Genomic DNA, 16,263 nt, shown 5'->3' with positions numbered 1-16,263 from the left:
GTTTCGGGGCTGATTATATCGTAGCGATCAGTCGATAATGTTACCTTCCCGGGCGGCCAGATAGGCTGCCAGCTGATCGGTGTCCTGAAGACCGTGCGAGGCGGCTTTACCCATCAGCTCGGCCGGAACCTTCCAGCCGGGATCGACACCATCCATGTTGGGAAGTTCATGCGCAATTCCCTTGTGGCAGTCGATGCAGGTCGCCTTGCCCGAGAGGAGATAACGTGTGTGAATGTCGGCGGCGCGTTTCGTCTGCTTGGTCAAATCCATAGCAATCGACGAGTGGCAGTTCCGGCATTCCAGGCTGTCATTGGCCTTCAGACGCGCCCATTCGTGCTGGGCAAGCTCAAGCCGCTTGTCGAGAAACTTCTCGCGCGTGTTGATCGTGCCGAAAATCTTGCCCCAGACTTCTTTCGAAGCCTGCATCTTGCGGGCGATCTTATCGGTCCATTGATGCGGGACGTGGCAATCCGGACAAGATGCCCGAACACCCGAACGGTTGGAGAAATGCGCCGTTTGCGTCAATTCCTCGTAGACGTTTGTCTTCATTTCGTGACAACCGGTGCAGAATTTTTCAGTATTGGTCACTTCCAGTGCCGTGTTGAACGCGCCCCAGAAAATCACCCCTCCAACAAAACCGCCGAGCGTGAGGAAGCCCAGGCCCAAGGTTCCCGCGGGCGTGGCGAGAATACGCCAGGCCCAAAGGATCACTGCTTTGATCATGCCGATCATTGTCCAGATCCCGCCGGTTTGAAGCCGAGTTCGCTCATATCCTTGAACGTGTTGTCGACCAGGGGCCGCGTATCTGCCTGCGGGACGTGGCACGCAGTGCAGAAATAACGGCGCGGCGAAACGTCGGCCAGCATCTGGCCCTCACGGTTCATATAATGGGTAACGCTGATCATCGGCGCACCGGAACCTTCTGTCAGTTCACGTCGGTGACAGGACATGCAGCGGTTGGTGTTGACCGACAGCTGGTATCCCTCGATCGAATGCGGGATGACCGGCGGCTGATCGGGATAGTTGCGCATCTTCTGGATGTCGTCGACGATCCATCTCGGCAGCGGATCCGCTCCGGTGTTTTGCATCGGGCTTGAACGGCCCGATAGTTGCGGCACGGTCTGTGCGAGAGCGACCGTGCCGGTGACCAGACACAGAGCAAGCGCGAAAAGCGTCCAGAGACGCCGACTCAGGCGACGGGAAGGATCTTGACTGCGCATTTTTTGAAATCCGTCTGTTTGGAAATGGGGTCGGTGGCATCGAGCGTGACCTTGTTGATCAACTGGCTGGCGTCGAACCAAGGCACGAAGATCACGCCATGCGGCATGCGGTTACGGCCGCGGATATCCACCCGGCTGATGATCTCGCCGCGGCGCGACTGGATTTTCACCTGTCCGCCCTGGTTGATGCCGAGCCGGCGCGCGTCGTCGCCGTTCATGAAGCAGCGGGCACCTGGGAACGCTCTGTAGAGTTCGGGAACGCGCATGGTCATAGAGCCGGAATGCCAGTGTTCGAGAACACGGCCGGTGACCAGCCAGAAGCCGAACTCGTCATCCGGTGATTCCGCCGGCGGCTCGTAAGGGGCGGCGAGGATGACGGCGCGACCGTCCTTCTGACCGTAAAATTTGACGCCTTCGCCTGCTTTCACGTAGGGATCATAACCTTCACGGTAACGCCATTTGGTTTCCTTGCCGTCGACCACCGGCCAGCGCAGACCGCGAACTTCATGATAGAGGTCGTATGGACCCAAGTCGTGGCCATGGCCACGTCCGAAGCTCGCATATTCCTCGAATATGCCTTTCTGGATGTAAAAGCCAAAAGCCTTGGCCTCGCGGTTTTCGTAGTCTGGCGAGATTTCGGTGACCGGGAACCGGTCGACCTGACCATTCTGGAAAAGGACTTGGTAGAGGGTCTTGCCTTTATAGTCCGGGTTCTGGTCGAGAATGTCCTGCGGCCAGACTTCCTCGGTGGTGAAGCGCTTGGAGAACTCAACCAACTGCCAGAGGTCGGAGCGGGCTTCGCCCGGCGCGTTTACCAACTGGTGCCATACATGGGTGCGGCGTTCGGCATTGCCGTAAGCACCTTCCTTCTCCACCCACATCGCAGCGGGCAGGATAAGATCGGCACTTAGGGCCGTTACCGTCGGGTATGCATCCGAAACAACGATGAAATTGTCCGGGTTGCGATAGCCGAGATAGGCCTCATTGCTGTTGTTGGCTGCGGCCTGCATGTTGTTGTTCACCTGAACCCAGTAGAAGTTCAGCTTACCATCATGCAGCATGCGGTCCTGCTGGACGGCATGGTAGCCGGGCTTTTCCGGGATGATGCCGTGCGGGATCTTCCAGAGTTCCTCTGCGTGTTTGCGGTGCTCCGGATTAGTCACAGTCATGTCGGCCGGCAGGCGGTGGGCAAATGTGCCGACCTCGCGGGCGGTGCCGCAGGCCGAAGGCTGGCCGGTCAGCGAGAAGGGGCTGTTGCCCGGCTCGGAGATTTTACCGGTCAAGAGATGGATGTTGTAGACCATCTGGTTGGCCCAGACGCCGCGGACGTGCTGGTTGAAGCCCATAGTCCAGAGCGACATGACCTTGACCTTGGGGTCGGCATAAAGCTCGGCCAGCTGTTCAAGGAATGCTTTGTCGACACCTGCAAGCTCGGCTACCTTGTCGAGCGTGTATTCGGAAACGTGCTTCTTGAAGGCTTCGAAATCGATCGGCGTCATCTCGGCCGCCTTGGCCGCACCGGTCGCCTTGACTTCCAGCGGGTGTTCGGCGCGCAGGCCATAACCGATGTCGGTCGTCGCCTGCATGAACTTGGTGTTCTTGTCGATGAATTCCTGGTTGACGCGACCGGTCTGGATGATGTGGTTGGCGATGTAGTTGAGGATCGCCAGATCCGTGCCGGGCTTGAAGACCAGCGGAATGTCGGCAAGGTCCATGCTGCGATGGGTGAAGGTCGATAGAACAGATACCTTTACATGCTCGTGGCCCAGGCGACGGTCGGCAAGACGCGTCCACAGGATGGGATGCATCTCAGCCATGTTCGAGCCCCACAGCACGAAGGCGTCGGCATGCTCGAAATCGTCATAACAGCCCATCGGCTCGTCCATGCCGAAGGTGCGCATGAAGCCATAAGCTGCCGACGCCATGCAGTGGCGGGCGTTGGGGTCGAGGTTGTTCGATCGGAAGCCAGCGCGCATCAGTTTTGTCGCGGCATACCCTTCGAAAATCGTCCATTGGCCGGAGCCGAACATTCCGAGCGCTGTCGGCCCCTTTTCCTTCAGGGTCTTCTTGGCCTTCTCGGCCATGATGTCGAAGGCTTCTTCCCAGGTGACGGGTTCGAATTCGCCTTCCTTGTCAAAGACGCCGTTGCGTTTGCGTAGGAGCGGTGTCGTCAGCCGGTCCTTGCCGTACATGATTTTCGACAGGAAGTAGCCCTTGACGCAGTTGAGGCCGCGATTGACCTCGGCCTCCATGTCGCCATGGGTGGCAACCACGTGGTTTTCCTTAACACCGACCATGACACCGCAACCGGTGCCGCAGAAGCGACAGGGGGCCTTGGACCACTTGATTTCCAGTGCCGCAACGCCACCGGGGACGGATTGGGCGGCTGCCGGCATCGCGATGCCGGCTGTCGATGCTGCGATGGCAGCAGCTTGCGCTTTCAGCACGTCACGCCGCGTGAGTTCTGCCGTCATCCGACATCTCCTTTTCTGTAATTGTCTGTTCGAAGACCATGTGTGCGGCGATGACGTCATCCATCGCCGAAATTCCGATCAATGTTTCACCGAGAAAGCCGGAACTCGGGCCTTCGATGACGATGACGATCTTGCCGCCGCCGGTGGCATGCACTTCGACGCCTTCGATATCGGTGAGGGCGGCAGTCATACGCTCGACCGCTTCCGGCCGCACGACGACCACGGCGCTCGATATATGGTGCTGTGGTTCACGCATGCGCCACCTCCATCCTGTTTGCCGTCATGGTGATGGACTGGGTGGGACAGACCGAAATGCAGGCACCGCAACCGGTACAAGGATCGGTATCGAGCACCGGCACGAAAGGCCCGCCCAGCCGGGGTTTGAACCGGATTGCCGTCGTCGGACAGGCATCGCGACACGCCTGGCAATCAACGAAGTTCAACGCGAGACAGCTATCTGCGATGACGGCATGATGCGCGAATGATGTGGCGGGTTCAGGCGGGAAAACCCGCTCAGGACATCGCGCGGAACATTCACCGCAGAACGTACATTCGCCGACTTGAAAATCGACGGTGGGAATACGATCACGCAGGCTGATTATTTTTGTCGGACAGGCATCAACGCAGTTACTGCAGCCCGTACAGTTGCCTACGGATTCATCTGTAACGCCGGGCGGATAATAACTGCTGTTTTCGCGCAAAACGCTGCCGGTCAAGAATGCGCGACGCGTGCTGGCCATCTGCCCCATGTCACTCACTCCGCCGAATTTGGCCGTGCCGGGTTTATGTCGTGCGGGCCAGGGGGGCCATAGACGATCTGGTAGGCCCAAACTGCGAAGCCATAGGTGGCAACAGTGCCGACCGCGACTATGGGCCAGATACCAAACGCAAGAACAACAAAAGTCAGCAGCTCGCGACGCCGCTTTTGACGGAACGATGTCTGTTCGAGAGTTGCGGTCGGCTCAACCATATTCGCTTCCGGTTCTGGCAAGATCTGAAATGCAAATATGCACCAAATGCCTTAATTATAACCAAATCCGACAATCGTTCACCTTGATAAAAATCAAATAAGCCGCAGTTCGCCAAAAAAATATGCGTAAAGATTAAAAAGAAGACAAACGAAGGTTGTGCCGCGGGCGACGCACAACATTCAAGACGATATTGCCAATGTACTGAAACCAAGTCCCATCATGGTTCGGATCGGCCACTACCCCAGGGCTCGATGAGCAAAACTTTCTTCGCCCGGTACTTCAGTGTTCCCTAAAAACCAGCATTGATCAAGTGGACGAGTGTCTCTTCACGTAATCTACCTATACGCGATAACTCTCGTTTTTATTTGTGTTGGAACAATAACGCGCATTCAAGTCGATCTAACTTCGAAGCTGCGGAACAGACATTGGTCCGCTTCTTGAAAAAGGGAGAGACTTTCATGAGTGAACAGTTTCGGTTGACCCGCCGGAGCATGCTGGCCGGCGCAGCTGTCGCGGGAGCATTGGCGCCGGTCGTCACCTCTGTTGCACATGCCGAAGGTGGAGATATCAAGACAAATCCCGCTGCAACAGCAGCAAACATCGCGACGCTGAAGCGCGTCAAGGTTGACTTGGTCAGGCCGCCGTTCGTACATGCCCACACCCAGAAGGCTGAGGGCGCGCCAAAGGTTATCGAGTTCAAGATGACCATCCAGGAAAAGAAGATTATCGTCGATGACAAGGGGACTGAAGTCCATGCGATGACATTCGATGGATCTGTTCCGGGGCCGATGATGGTCGTTCACCAGGACGACTACGTCGAACTGACGCTCGTCAACCCCGATACCAATGAGCTGCAGCACAATATAGATTTCCATTCGGCGACGGGTGCGCTGGGTGGCGGGGCGCTGACGGTGGTCAATCCCGGTGAGACGGCGGTGCTGCGCTTCAAGGCCACCAAGGCGGGTGTCTTTGTCTACCACTGTGCCCCCGCCGGCATGGTGCCATGGCATGTCACTTCGGGCATGAATGGCGCGATCATGGTTCTGCCGCGTGACGGACTCAAGGACCACAAGGGCCACGACCTCGTTTACGACAAGGTGTACTATGTCGGCGAGCAGGACTTTTATGTTCCGAAGGATGAGAACGGCCAGTTCAAGAAGTACGAAAGTGCTGGTGAAGCCTATCCGGATGTCCTGGAAACGATGAAGACACTAACCCCGACACATGTCGTGTTTAACGGGGCGGTCGGCGCTTTGACGGGTGAGAACGCCTTGCAGGCAAAGGTTGGCGACCGCGTCCTGATCCTGCATTCGCAAGCCAACAGAGATACGCGTCCGCATCTCATCGGGGGCCATGGCGACTATGTCTGGGCTACCGGCAAGTTCGCCAATCCGCCAGAACTCGATCAGGAAACATGGTTCATCCCTGGAGGCGCTGCAGGGGCGGCTTACTACACGTTCCAGCAGCCTGGTATCTATGCATATGTAAACCACAATCTGATCGAGGCGTTCGAACTTGGCGCGGCCGGCCACTTCAAGGTGACGGGCGACTGGAACGATGACCTTATGACAGCCGTGGTCTCGCCGACCTCGGGTTGACGATGTTTGGCTCGGCCTCGGATCGAGTGCCGAGCCGCATCTCCGTGCCGGTCAGAGGAGGCCGGAGGGATCGGAGGATTCTATGACGTTTTTCAATGCCGCTCTTCTTCGTAATGCCTTTTCGTCAATCGCTCTTCCGTTCGCACTTGTTGTCGGTTTGACGGGCGCAATTGGCTTTCAGTCTGGATTACTACCGACGCGTGGAGACGGCGGCCCAGTTCCTGAAACCATCAGCATCCCTGCGGGTCGCCTGGAGTATCGTGAAAGTGGGGAGTTCTTTCGCAATGGCCTCGCCGTCGACGCGCCGATGACCAAAACTCTCCGACAGCCGTTGGAAATCATGAAGTATCAGGTAAGTGCCGAGAGCTACGATCAATGTGTTCTCGAAGGGGGCTGTACTCGCCGCGATTTGCCGACATCGTCACGCGCCGATTTGCCCGTGACCGGGGTAAGCTTTGACGATGCGGCCATCTATGCCCGCTGGCTTTCCGATAAAACCGGAGAGGTCTGGCGATTGCCGTCCATTGAGGAACTGGCGTTTGCTGCAGGCTCGAAATATCCGGACGACGCACTCGGCATCGATCCGGAGAGCAAGAATCCCGCATTGCGTTGGCTTGCGGACTATGAACGCGAAACCGCGCGCAAAGCCTCGCGTCTTCCTCATCCTCAACCCTATGGGAGTTTTGGCGAGAACGAACACGGCCTTGCCGATTTCGGAGGAAATATATGGGAATGGACATCAACCTGCCTGCGCAGGGTCATGCTGGACAGGTACTCGAAGCCGATATCGGAAGCCGAAAGTTGCGGTATCTATATTACAGCCGGCAAACACAGCGCCCCGTTGAGCTCGTTTATTCGTGAACCTAAAGGAGGCGGTTGTTCGGTCGGCGCACCACCCGACAACGTAGGCTTTCGCCTCGTGCGTGACAGACGGTGGTATGCGCCGCTGCTTTTTGCCATTTCGGGCCGTCCGATGTAGCGTTACTCAGCCCGATTCCTCAGGGAGGGAAGTGGGCTGCGTTTCACTATGAACGCGACCTGACCGGCTTCGCACCGAGGAACAAGCCACCTTGAAAATCGACCGCTCGCTTATTCGATCTATTTCGCTTTTCGACCTTATGCCGGACGATGAGTTGGATCGGTTGCTGCAACATGCGTCTGCACGGCGCTTTGCCCAAGGGGAGGCAGTTTTCGAACAAGGCGGATCCGCCGGCAGTTTCTTTCTTCTTCTGCACGGCCGGCTCAAGGTGACGCAGGTGACAGAAGACGGCCAGCAGATCATTGTCCGGGTCGTGCATCCAGGTGATTTGTTCGGCTTTGCCAGGGCACTGCAACGTACGGACTACCCAGGCACGGCAACGGCCGTAGCCGAAAGTGTCACGCTGGCCTGGCCAACGGAGCTTTGGCCGAGCTTTGTGGAGCACAATCCGCGCCTTGCCGTGACGGCCATGCAGACTATTGGGGAGAGACTGGAAGAAGCACATGTTCGCATCCGTGAAATGTCGACCGAGGAAGTGGAACGACGGGTTGCTCACACCGTTCTGCGCCTTGCCAAGAAGGCGGGGAAACAGGAGGAGCGTGGCATCCGCATCGATTTCCTGATTTCCCGGCAGGACATTGCGGAAATGACCGGCACTACCCTTCACACAGTTTCACGCATTTTAAGCGCGTGGGAACAAATGGGGTTTGTGCTGGGCGGGCGACAAAAGCTCTTTGTAACAGATATGTCAGGGCTTGAGAGTATTGCCGCGGGCGAATTTCGACGGAGAAAATAAAACGCCGCTTTATTTTCCTACGAGGTACGGAGACGAAAGAGTTCTCGTGCCTGCGAAGAAATCCTCGAATTTTGGAAGATAATTCTCCTTGGGAAGGACACCAGACACTGCCTGACTTCGTCCGAGCGATGGATGACCACAAGGCACTTGCAGACAGTGCTAGCCGGTGATTGCATGCCTATAATGGCATCAATTGTCTCTATGATTTGCTCTTCTCGATAAGGTCGAGAAGAACACCGTTTTCGGCCGGAACTAGATCGCCTGGCGTCGTCGACATGGTCAGACACAATGATCTTGATCGGTGACCAGCGGTCGCGAATAATCGCGGCGAGCGGCATGCCATCTATGCCACGTGGCATGTCAACGTCGGTCATGGGCCGTGACCAGAGTCAGAAATGGTAGCTTGGCAGAGCAGGCTTTGATTTGAAGAGGGCCTGCATTGGATGCCTCTAACCTCAAAGGTCGGTTCCCTTCGCTTTCCGAATTCATTGCGGAATGGCCTTGCAGCAGTCATCTGCCGCCATAAATCTGCCAACAACCAATCGGGAACACGATGCGCAACATCGCAGCGGCAGGTAGAGCGGGTACCAATGCGAAGCGGGACTGGAAAAACCTTCAAAGGGACGGACGAGATCTCGCGATTGATCGAGAGCGGAAGATGGGACGATTCTTTCCTCGGTCCGCCACCAGCATGGCCTCGCTGTCTGCAATCCGCTGTCGATATCATGCTGCCGGCCAAGGCCCAGATCGTCATGTTCTGGGGACCAGATCTGGTCGCGCTCTACAATGAGTCTTACGCTCCGACCATCGGCCGTCGGCACCCTATAGCTTTTGGCCGACCCGCGCGCGAGAATTGGCCCGAGCTTTGGGACGATCTCGAGCCACTCTTGCGCCGTGTGATGGACACAGGTGAGACAGTCGCCGCGAAGGATCGCCCCTTCTATATCGAGCGTCACGGCTATCCCGAAACCGTCTATTTCGACATCTCGTATTCCGCAATCCATGATGAGGACGGGGTCGTGCGAGGCGTCTTCTGCATCGTGAATGAAACGACGGACCGCGTTCGCGCCGATCAGGCCCTGCAGGAAAGCGAGGAGCGGCTAAGAGCTGTCGTGTCGCAGTCGGCAGCCGGCATCGGCCAAGGCAGCCTGAAAGGGGAGATCCTGCACGTCAATCGGCGGTTTTGCGAAATCGTCGGTTATGAAGAACGGGAGCTCATCGGAAAGAGTATCGTCGACATCACCTACCTCGATGACATGCCCGAGCAAAACCGGCTGTTCAGCCAGCTTGCAGCCACCGGCAAAAGCTTCGACATGGAGAAGCGATACGTCAGGAAAGACGGCAGTCTCGTATGGGTTAACAACACCGTTTCTGCGCTGCGCGATGCCCAAGGGCGTATCCATCAGGTTTCTGTCGTTTCGATCGACATCAGTGAGCGAAAAAAGGCTCAAGAGGCAGAGCGCCGGTTAGCCTCGATCATCGCGTCCTCAAACGATGCGATCCTTGCGATAGACCTGGACATGAATATCACATCATGGAACGGCGGTGCTGAACAACTTTATGGCTACAAAGCCGATGAGATCCTTGGTCAGTCTGTTCTGGCTTTGGTGCCAGAAGACAGGGCTGAAGAGGAGCCGGCTCTGCTCGAGCAGATCAAAGCCGGCTCCGTAATCGAGGCCTATGAGACCAGGCGTCGCCGCAAGGACGGCCATCTGGTCGACGTTCTGCTGAGCGTCTCACCCATTCATGACACTGCCGGCAAGATTGTCGGGGCATCGAAAATCGCCCATGATATTTCCACAAAAATGGAGGCCGATCGGCTTCAGGCGGTTTTGATCGGCGAGTTGCATCACCGGGTGAAGAATGTCTTCGCGACAGTGATCGCCATCGCGCGTCAGACCTTTGCGAAGACGACTGATACAACAGATGCGGTAGCCGCATTCGAAGCGCGGCTGTCGGCAATGGCGCACGCTCACGATCTGCTTGCAGAAGGTGACTGGCAAAGCGCGGATCTCGCTGCGGTGGTCGAGCAGGCGGCTGCACCTTACCCGCCGGAGCGTTTCAAAATCTCCGGTCCATCAGTTCTACTGCCCCAAAAGGCCGTCGCAACATTGTCGCTCGCCCTCCATGAACTCGGAACGAACGCGGCCAAGTACGGTGCCCTTTCCGTACCGACGGGCAAAGTATCGATTACCTGGCTCTATGACCCCAAAACCACTTCTCTTCGTCTCCGCTGGCAGGAAAGGGACGGGCCGAGCGTAGGCGCCCCGACCAGGACGGGCTTCGGATCTCGACTGGTCGAGCGTTTGCTGGCGGCCGAGCTCAATGGAACATCGACGATCATATATGATTCTGCCGGGGTCATCTGCGAAATCGAAGCGTTAATGCCGCCACACGGCAGGGCATGACCAGCAGGAACCATTTTCCCCGCCATGACTTCTCTCGTGACGCAACTCAATCAGGGCTAATATGCAGGAAAAGGATCAACACCAACGCGAAGCACGCAGCGCCGGGGACCGTTTGGTCGCCGGGCACGTGAGTGAGGACCCATTCGCGGCGGCGTTCAAAGCCACGCGTATGCCAATGATCGTCACGGATCCAAACCAGGCTGACAACCCGATTATCTTCTGCAACGAGGCTTTTAGAAAGCTAACTGGCTATAGTGACGATGAGGTCATCGGCCGCAATTGTCGTTTTCTGCAAGGGCCTGAGACTGATCGGGATACCATCGCGCTCATGCGCGAACGGATCGGAGCCGGTCAGGACGTGGCCGTGGACATCCTCAATTATCGCAAGGATGGCTCCACGTTCTGGAATGCCGTATTCATTAGCCCTGTGCGCGATGAAGCAAATAGGATCATCTACTTCTTTGCTTCCCAGCTCGACTTCACGCCGGTCAAGAGTCGGGAAGCGGATCTGGCCGCCGCGCGGCATCAGGCCGAGGCGGAGGTTGCAAAACACACGGCGAACCTGCGCTCTGCGCTGGACGCCCGCACGCTCCTCGTCCACGAGGTCGACCATCGGGTAAAGAATAATCTTTTGACGATGGCCTCGATCGTCAAAATTCAGGCGCGTGTCACCAAGGATGATCGACAAAAACGCACTCTCATGTCGGTGCTGAACCGGATCGAAGCGCTCAGCACGGTTCAGCGCAAGTTGTTCACCCTGGACGATGTCTCGAAGTTCGACATGTCGGAGTTCACACGAGAGCTTGTCACCGACCTTGTCGATGCAACGGGCCGCAAGGACATTCGCCTTTCGCTGGATCTGTCACCTCTTCTTGTTCCGGCCGTCAAGGCAACACCGCTCTCGCTGATCGTCAACGAGCTCGTCGGGGACGCCGTCCGGCGCGGGCTAAGCGATGGCGGCGGCGATATCCATGTTGTCGTAAAACGCCTCAATGGCCACTTTCTGATCCGTGTCGAAGACACCTCGGAGCCGGTCGAGCCTGACAGCGAAAGTGCTGAGCTTGGACGGATGTTGCTTGAGGCCTCCGCCCTGCAGCTCGGCGCTGAAATCGAACGGAAGCGGGACGGGCAGAAGACGATTGTCGACGTCGTCCTTCTCGTCGGCGACCATCAGGAGAATACGCATTGAAAGTTATGATCGTAGAAGATGAGATGCTGCTTGCCATGGAGCTCGAAAGCGAGGTGGAAATGGCAGGACATATCGTGACCGGGCTTGCCATGAGCAGCGCCCAGGCACGCCATCAGATCGGCAGTTCCAAACCGGATTTTGCGTTTGTGGACATTCATCTCATGGATGGGCCTACCGGCATCGATGTCGGGCGAGAGCTTGCTGCTGCAGGTATTCCCTACGTGTTCGTCAGTGGCAACATAAAGAAAATTCCCGATGATTTCGCTGGTGCTCTTGGCGCAATAGAGAAGCCTTACACGATGAACGGGATGAAGAACGCACTCGCTTATGTGTCGGCAATCATCCAAGGAGACGATAGCGGCTCGCCGCCGGTGAGCCTGGTTCTTGCCGAAGATGCGAATGCGGGACGGCGATCTACGTGAACACCAACAGTGCAATTGATTTCGGCCCTCCAAGGGAAGACACCGAGCTGCCTAAACTTAGTTCGATGTCTTCGCTTGTCACTGCCTTCCTTCTGATCGTAATTTTTGGCCCGGCAGTTTCCGACTGACCGTCGCGTCAGCTTGGCAATTACGGCTCACTGAAAGCCGTCGCTCTGACCTCGAGCTCCCTCCCAGTCGGATTTTGCCGAAAAATCAGTCCGCCGCCAGCCTTGGAATGTCCGGGAACGTAATCCAAGATGGTTTCTTTACTTTCCAGCACCGAGCCTTGCTCTCTTATTTCTCCTAGAATTTTCACTTGGGATGCGGTTGCACTGGAAGCGTTTTCGATTGCGAATAAGACCTGAAACCCATCGCTGCGCTCGTCTATCTGCACTACCTTCCCATGAAGGTTCGGCGAGGTATCGCGGTCCAGGAACCCGTCCTTTCCTATCCAGACGATCACGCCAACTACGATGATCCCGGAGACAGCACCTGTGATCCATTCGATCCAGTGAGGGGCGCCGGCCTCGATGTTTTTACCGTTCGAGATTTTGGTCATCGCGGCCTCACAGGATCAGGCGAGCGGCCGCCGCGCCGATCGCGCCGGGGAAGCTCAGGATGACGATAGTCATCAGGATTTGGGTGGATCCGATGTCATCGGTTCTGAGGAACGTCCAAAGGCAATAGGCACTGATCAAACAAGCAATCAGATATCCAGGCAATGTGAAGCGGACAAAAGCATGCCAGCTTGGCGTGCCCTCGGCGAGATCATGGCTCCCCCTAAAAGACAGGGCGTAGACAAAACCATGCATCACCGCCAGCGAGGCGGCGATGATGACGAGGGCGTGCCAGGGCGTCATCTTATAAGACAGCAGGATCATTTCTTCGGTGGGCGCAACGTTGAGATTGAGGAACAAGGCACCGACAGCCATGAGAAACAACTCCCCAGCGTAGCCTGTCTCCCTTTCGTGAACGGGGTCGTCATCGTTTCCGCCCGCTTCGTCGTTTCTATCATCCGACTGCCCACCGAGTTGGCTTCGGCCCAGCATCGCACCGATACTCGCGGGCACGGCCTGAAGCGCGATCATGCCAATAATCTCGTGCGCTGACTGGTCTTGCTTGATGACTCCCATCGCCACCAAGATCAATGCGCAGGAAACGATACCAAGAGCATAGGCAATGCTTGCATCACGGATCGCTTGCCGCCACGTGGATGTCTCTTCGAAGCCGACCCTGTCGGAGAGAATGATCAGCAGAGGTATATTGACGAGGAGAAGGAGCAGTAAACGGCTGCGGTCCATGTAAACGCCAAGCTGCCACATTTCCATGGTCATAAGCATCGGCAGGGAGAAGAGAAGGGCCCCTGCAATACCGCGTGCAATCCCGGCGAAAAATTTGCTGTTGTCAAAATCCTCGCGCGTCGTCGCGATACTCATGCCAAGTTTTCCTTAAGCAAAAAATTCCACCAGCCGAAGATAGAGGCAGTTGCGTTGAGGACCAGGGCGCTTGTAGCCGAAGCCCGGTTGGCTGGAGAAGAGCGAGCGCTGGGTGAATATTTCCAGAGTGTGTAGATCCGCTCGTCTGGATGCAAATGGCGGATCGCATCCCGTCCAGCCTTGTTCGATCAAGTGCGAATAGGCTTGGCGGACCTCGGGGCGATAAAGCGTGTCAGCGATTCGACGCTCCAGTTTGTAAACGTCCGGTGCGGTCGGCATGACATTGAAATCGCCAACCAGCAGGGCGATAACGTCTGGCTCTAGAATTTTCATTGCATATTCCTGGAGCCGCCGGAACTAGCGCAGTTTGTAGTCGAACTTGGGGCCTGGGGCAGGGTTGCCGTTCGGCAGGTAGAGGCACCCTATCAATACGCCATCGATGGCCGCCTCAGCCTCCCCGTCATCTCCGACGAAATCGACGACCCAGTAACCGGCGCCTTCATGCTGGACGCGTGTATGTTTGAGACTCATCGTCATCCTCTCAATCGATAAAATTGAAGCTCGCCCGGGTCCTGCCGGTCCATCACGCAAAACTCAGCAAGCTTCGCGCTTTGCGAGAGGGATGCGGCCGTTCTCCTCGCCGTCCCAGTACTGTATCTCGGTGGCAGAGACCTTGATCAGTACGATTCCAGCGGTATCGATCCCTTCCGGAAACCACCGCTCAAGGTCTTTGACCCAGTGAGCCTCAAACTGCGCCTTGTCACGGATCAGGCTTGCGGTACCGTCTATCGCCAGGAATATGCCGGGCTTACCGAGTAAGCTGGGTGGCGCGGTAAACGTCAGGCCGACGCGAGCGTCTTGCTCGATGTCGCTGACCTTACGGGTCTGATCGTATGAGAAGAAGTAGGAGTCGCCGCCGTAATCGACGTCACCATTGTTGCTCATCGGGCGAACGCTGAACACGCCAGGTTCGTTCTTCGTTTGGAGCATGCAGAAATCGATTTTCTGCAGCTGCTTTGATAGTTCTTCCAAGGTGTGCGCCGCCATGTGGCTCTCCAGAAGTCGAGGACGTGCCACTGAAACTCGCTGCCACAGCGTTCGTTCCGTGAATGCCGGGCCGGGAGCCTGTGCCAACCTCTTCTAGTTCAGAAAGAAGATGGCGGCATTGAGCGACGTCGCGTAGGCAAGCCAGAGCGCATAGGGCACGAAAGACCATCGCGCCACTCGGTCTTGGGCCTTGATCAGAAAAGCCATGACCACCAGAAGTAAGCAAGCGATGACGGCAAGGCCTAAGCCGACTTGGCGAAAACCAAAGAAGACTGGCGTCCAGGCCCAGTTCAAAAGCATCTGCAAGGTCCACAGGCGGAATAGTGTGGAACTCAAACCATGACCGATTGTGACCCGCCAACCGGCGATGGCAATGAGGATGTAGACTAATATCCACGCCGGCGCGAACAACCAGTTCGGGGGCGTAAACCACGGTTTCACCAACGTCTCGTACCAATCGCCAGGCCGGATGGCTATCCCAACGGTAAAGCCCGTGATGAGTACGAGCGTTAGGAAAATACCGAGAGTCCCATAGTGTTTACGTGTTGTATTCAATGCAAACGACCTTGCAGATTGAAGCGTTCGTGATTGGTCAGGTGTAGAGTGAGGTCGGCATGTCTGGCGCACGCTCAATGCCGGCGGAGATCGAATTGTTTGCGGGCTTCGGCCGCAGCCGCTTCAAAAGCTACTCGTGCCTCATCGATCGTCTTGTATCCAGCAATCGCGCCGCGGCAGGCGCTTCGCGCGCGGACGAAATTCAGCCCCTGTGAAGCAAGCCAGTTTTCCATCATGTGTGCAAGCGCTTCGAATGGGCCGCTCACTTTATGTGAGCCAGTTGGAAAGGCGATCTCAACAGGCTCTTTCCATCGTGCGTTTGGACCAGACATAATGCTCTCTACTCCCTACATATCTGCGGCGTGAGAACGCCGAGTGGCAGGACAAGTTCCGATCTCAGCGATAATATTAGGCAACGGATACAGAGGAAGTCAGGCCTCGATCGCGAGCTTGCTCGGTTCAAGGACGGCTGCCATCTGGCATGCCTGAGACGGACATCGCGTTAATCAATCAGCCTTTCCCGCGATATTTGTTGGTTCGAGCCTCAGAATTTGTCGCTTGCGATGGAACAGTGAACGCCGCGGGCCTGCTTGATCAAACACCTTGAAAACTCCGCGCGGTGGACGACGGCGTTTAGGGCTGCGCGCGCAGGTTAGAGGTTCACGTAAATGAACACTTGCACGCCCGCCTTCGGAGGAACCTTCTCTTTTGCTACCGGTTTTACGGTATCCGCGGTGTAGCCGTACGGCTGCAAATCTCGCTGTGAAGGATCACCATATGTCTGCTTTATTTGAGGCCAATTGCAAACCGGAATGGATTTTGCTGGTCGCGGGAGATGATACCGGCTTGCGACGTCAGCAACTGGATGAACTCCAGCCACACGTGCAAGAGCTACAGGAACGGGCAATCGTTGTTTTCGAGGTTTCACGAACCGAGGTTACGGCCCTCGAGCAAGGCTGTCGCTGCGTGGCAGGTCCGGCCGATGTTGCCAAGACTTACAGATTCACCTTCGACCGCTTCACGGCCTCCCTCGTTGATGGAAACGATTCCGTAAAATGGGTGGCACCAATCCCAGTATGTTTTGCAGACATAGTCGCAACTATCGAAGAATTACCGCATCGTGAAGCCGAGAACGCAGCGAGGGGGCCATCGTTATCTGGTTAACCTC

At 56.6% G+C, this 16,263-nt stretch carries 18 protein-coding genes and 1 pseudogene; 7 read left to right on the top strand and 12 right to left on the bottom strand.

The window, feature by feature from the left end; genetic code table 11:
• Window positions 1-27 precede the first annotated feature (27 nt).
• Genes GGE33_RS21565 through napE form a run of 6 tightly spaced genes read right to left on the bottom strand, consistent with a single transcriptional unit; the run spans window position 28 to window position 4,664 of the window.
• Window positions 28-729: a NapC/NirT family cytochrome c gene (locus GGE33_RS21565; protein ID WP_343062610.1), complete on the bottom strand. Its 702-nt coding sequence runs from the start codon at window positions 727-729 to the stop codon at window positions 28-30.
• Window positions 729-1,220, bottom strand: a complete 492-nt coding sequence (locus tag GGE33_RS21560; RefSeq protein ID WP_148144233.1) for a nitrate reductase cytochrome c-type subunit — start codon at window positions 1,218-1,220, stop codon at window positions 729-731. Before GGE33_RS21560 ends, GGE33_RS21565 begins: the two co-directional genes overlap by 1 nt.
• Window positions 1,190-3,694, bottom strand: a complete 2,505-nt coding sequence (napA, locus tag GGE33_RS21555; RefSeq protein ID WP_183827775.1) for a periplasmic nitrate reductase subunit alpha — start codon at window positions 3,692-3,694, stop codon at window positions 1,190-1,192. Before napA ends, GGE33_RS21560 begins: the two co-directional genes overlap by 31 nt.
• On the bottom strand, window positions 3,669-3,950 hold the full coding sequence (locus GGE33_RS21550; RefSeq protein ID WP_148144231.1) for a chaperone NapD: 282 nt from the start codon (window positions 3,948-3,950) through the stop codon (window positions 3,669-3,671). The genes napA and GGE33_RS21550 overlap by 26 nt, the downstream gene beginning before the upstream one ends.
• Window positions 3,943-4,443, bottom strand: coding sequence for a ferredoxin-type protein NapF (napF, locus tag GGE33_RS21545; RefSeq protein WP_148144230.1), 501 nt, complete (start codon window positions 4,441-4,443; stop codon window positions 3,943-3,945). Before napF ends, GGE33_RS21550 begins: the two co-directional genes overlap by 8 nt.
• Window positions 4,444-4,448: 5 nt before the next feature.
• On the bottom strand, window positions 4,449-4,664 hold the full coding sequence (gene napE, locus GGE33_RS21540; RefSeq protein WP_183827772.1) for a periplasmic nitrate reductase, NapE protein: 216 nt from the start codon (window positions 4,662-4,664) through the stop codon (window positions 4,449-4,451).
• A gap of 459 nt (window positions 4,665-5,123) precedes the next feature.
• On the opposite strand from napE, the gene nirK reads away from it, so the two are divergent.
• From nirK to GGE33_RS21510, 6 genes are all read left to right on the top strand, one after another.
• Complete coding sequence (gene nirK, locus GGE33_RS21535) at window positions 5,124-6,263, top strand: copper-containing nitrite reductase (RefSeq protein ID WP_183686749.1); 1,140 nt, start codon at window positions 5,124-5,126, stop codon at window positions 6,261-6,263.
• Window positions 6,264-6,345: 82 nt separating this feature from the next.
• The gene (locus GGE33_RS21530) at window positions 6,346-7,242 is read left to right on the top strand and encodes a formylglycine-generating enzyme family protein (protein ID WP_183686747.1); all 897 of its coding nucleotides are present in this window, start codon (window positions 6,346-6,348) and stop codon (window positions 7,240-7,242) included.
• Window positions 7,243-7,333: 91 nt separating this feature from the next.
• On the top strand, window positions 7,334-8,038 hold the full coding sequence (locus GGE33_RS21525; RefSeq protein ID WP_148144226.1) for a Crp/Fnr family transcriptional regulator: 705 nt from the start codon (window positions 7,334-7,336) through the stop codon (window positions 8,036-8,038).
• 443 nt (window positions 8,039-8,481) lie between these two features.
• Window positions 8,482-10,446, top strand: coding sequence for a PAS domain S-box protein (locus GGE33_RS21520; protein ID WP_343062601.1), 1,965 nt, complete (start codon window positions 8,482-8,484; stop codon window positions 10,444-10,446).
• 61 nt (window positions 10,447-10,507) lie between these two features.
• Window positions 10,508-11,635: a PAS domain-containing protein gene (locus GGE33_RS21515; protein ID WP_148144224.1), complete on the top strand. Its 1,128-nt coding sequence runs from the start codon at window positions 10,508-10,510 to the stop codon at window positions 11,633-11,635.
• A complete protein-coding gene (locus tag GGE33_RS21510; protein WP_183827766.1) occupies window positions 11,632-12,057 on the top strand; it encodes a response regulator in 426 nt (141 codons plus the stop codon). Before GGE33_RS21515 ends, GGE33_RS21510 begins: the two co-directional genes overlap by 4 nt.
• A 148-nt stretch (window positions 12,058-12,205) precedes the next feature.
• Here GGE33_RS21510 and GGE33_RS21505 read toward each other — a convergent pair whose 3' ends face one another.
• The 6 genes and pseudogenes from GGE33_RS21505 to GGE33_RS21480 all read right to left on the bottom strand — a co-directional run bounded on the left by GGE33_RS21505 (window position 12,206) and on the right by GGE33_RS21480 (window position 15,427).
• A complete protein-coding gene (locus tag GGE33_RS21505) occupies window positions 12,206-12,616 on the bottom strand; it encodes a TIGR02588 family protein (RefSeq protein WP_183827763.1) in 411 nt (136 codons plus the stop codon).
• A gap of 7 nt (window positions 12,617-12,623) precedes the next feature.
• Entirely contained in the window at window positions 12,624-13,493 is an 870-nt protein-coding gene (locus GGE33_RS21500; RefSeq protein WP_183827760.1) for a TIGR02587 family membrane protein, read from the bottom strand.
• A gap of 116 nt (window positions 13,494-13,609) precedes the next feature.
• Window positions 13,610-13,943: pseudogene (locus GGE33_RS21495) on the bottom strand (exonuclease/endonuclease/phosphatase family protein); the annotation flags it as partial.
• A 144-nt stretch (window positions 13,944-14,087) separates the two neighbouring features.
• Window positions 14,088-14,540, bottom strand: a complete 453-nt coding sequence (locus GGE33_RS21490; RefSeq protein ID WP_183827757.1) for a pyridoxamine 5'-phosphate oxidase family protein — start codon at window positions 14,538-14,540, stop codon at window positions 14,088-14,090.
• 93 nt (window positions 14,541-14,633) lie between these two features.
• A complete protein-coding gene (locus tag GGE33_RS21485; RefSeq protein WP_343062599.1) occupies window positions 14,634-15,167 on the bottom strand; it encodes a TspO/MBR family protein in 534 nt (177 codons plus the stop codon).
• Between the two features lie 2 nt (window positions 15,168-15,169).
• Window positions 15,170-15,427, bottom strand: coding sequence for a DUF982 domain-containing protein (locus GGE33_RS21480; RefSeq protein ID WP_183827750.1), 258 nt, complete (start codon window positions 15,425-15,427; stop codon window positions 15,170-15,172).
• A 445-nt stretch (window positions 15,428-15,872) separates the two neighbouring features.
• On the opposite strand from GGE33_RS21480, the gene GGE33_RS21475 reads away from it, so the two are divergent.
• Window positions 15,873-16,259, top strand: coding sequence for a DUF4174 domain-containing protein (locus tag GGE33_RS21475; protein WP_183686728.1), 387 nt, complete (start codon window positions 15,873-15,875; stop codon window positions 16,257-16,259).
• Window positions 16,260-16,263: the final 4 nt, after the last annotated feature.

Origin of the sequence: Aliirhizobium cellulosilyticum, assembly GCF_014198105.1 — a bacterium.
Classification (GTDB): Bacteria; Pseudomonadota; Alphaproteobacteria; order Rhizobiales; family Rhizobiaceae; genus Neorhizobium; species Neorhizobium cellulosilyticum.
This window is presented reverse-complemented; position numbering and strand designations above follow the sequence as displayed.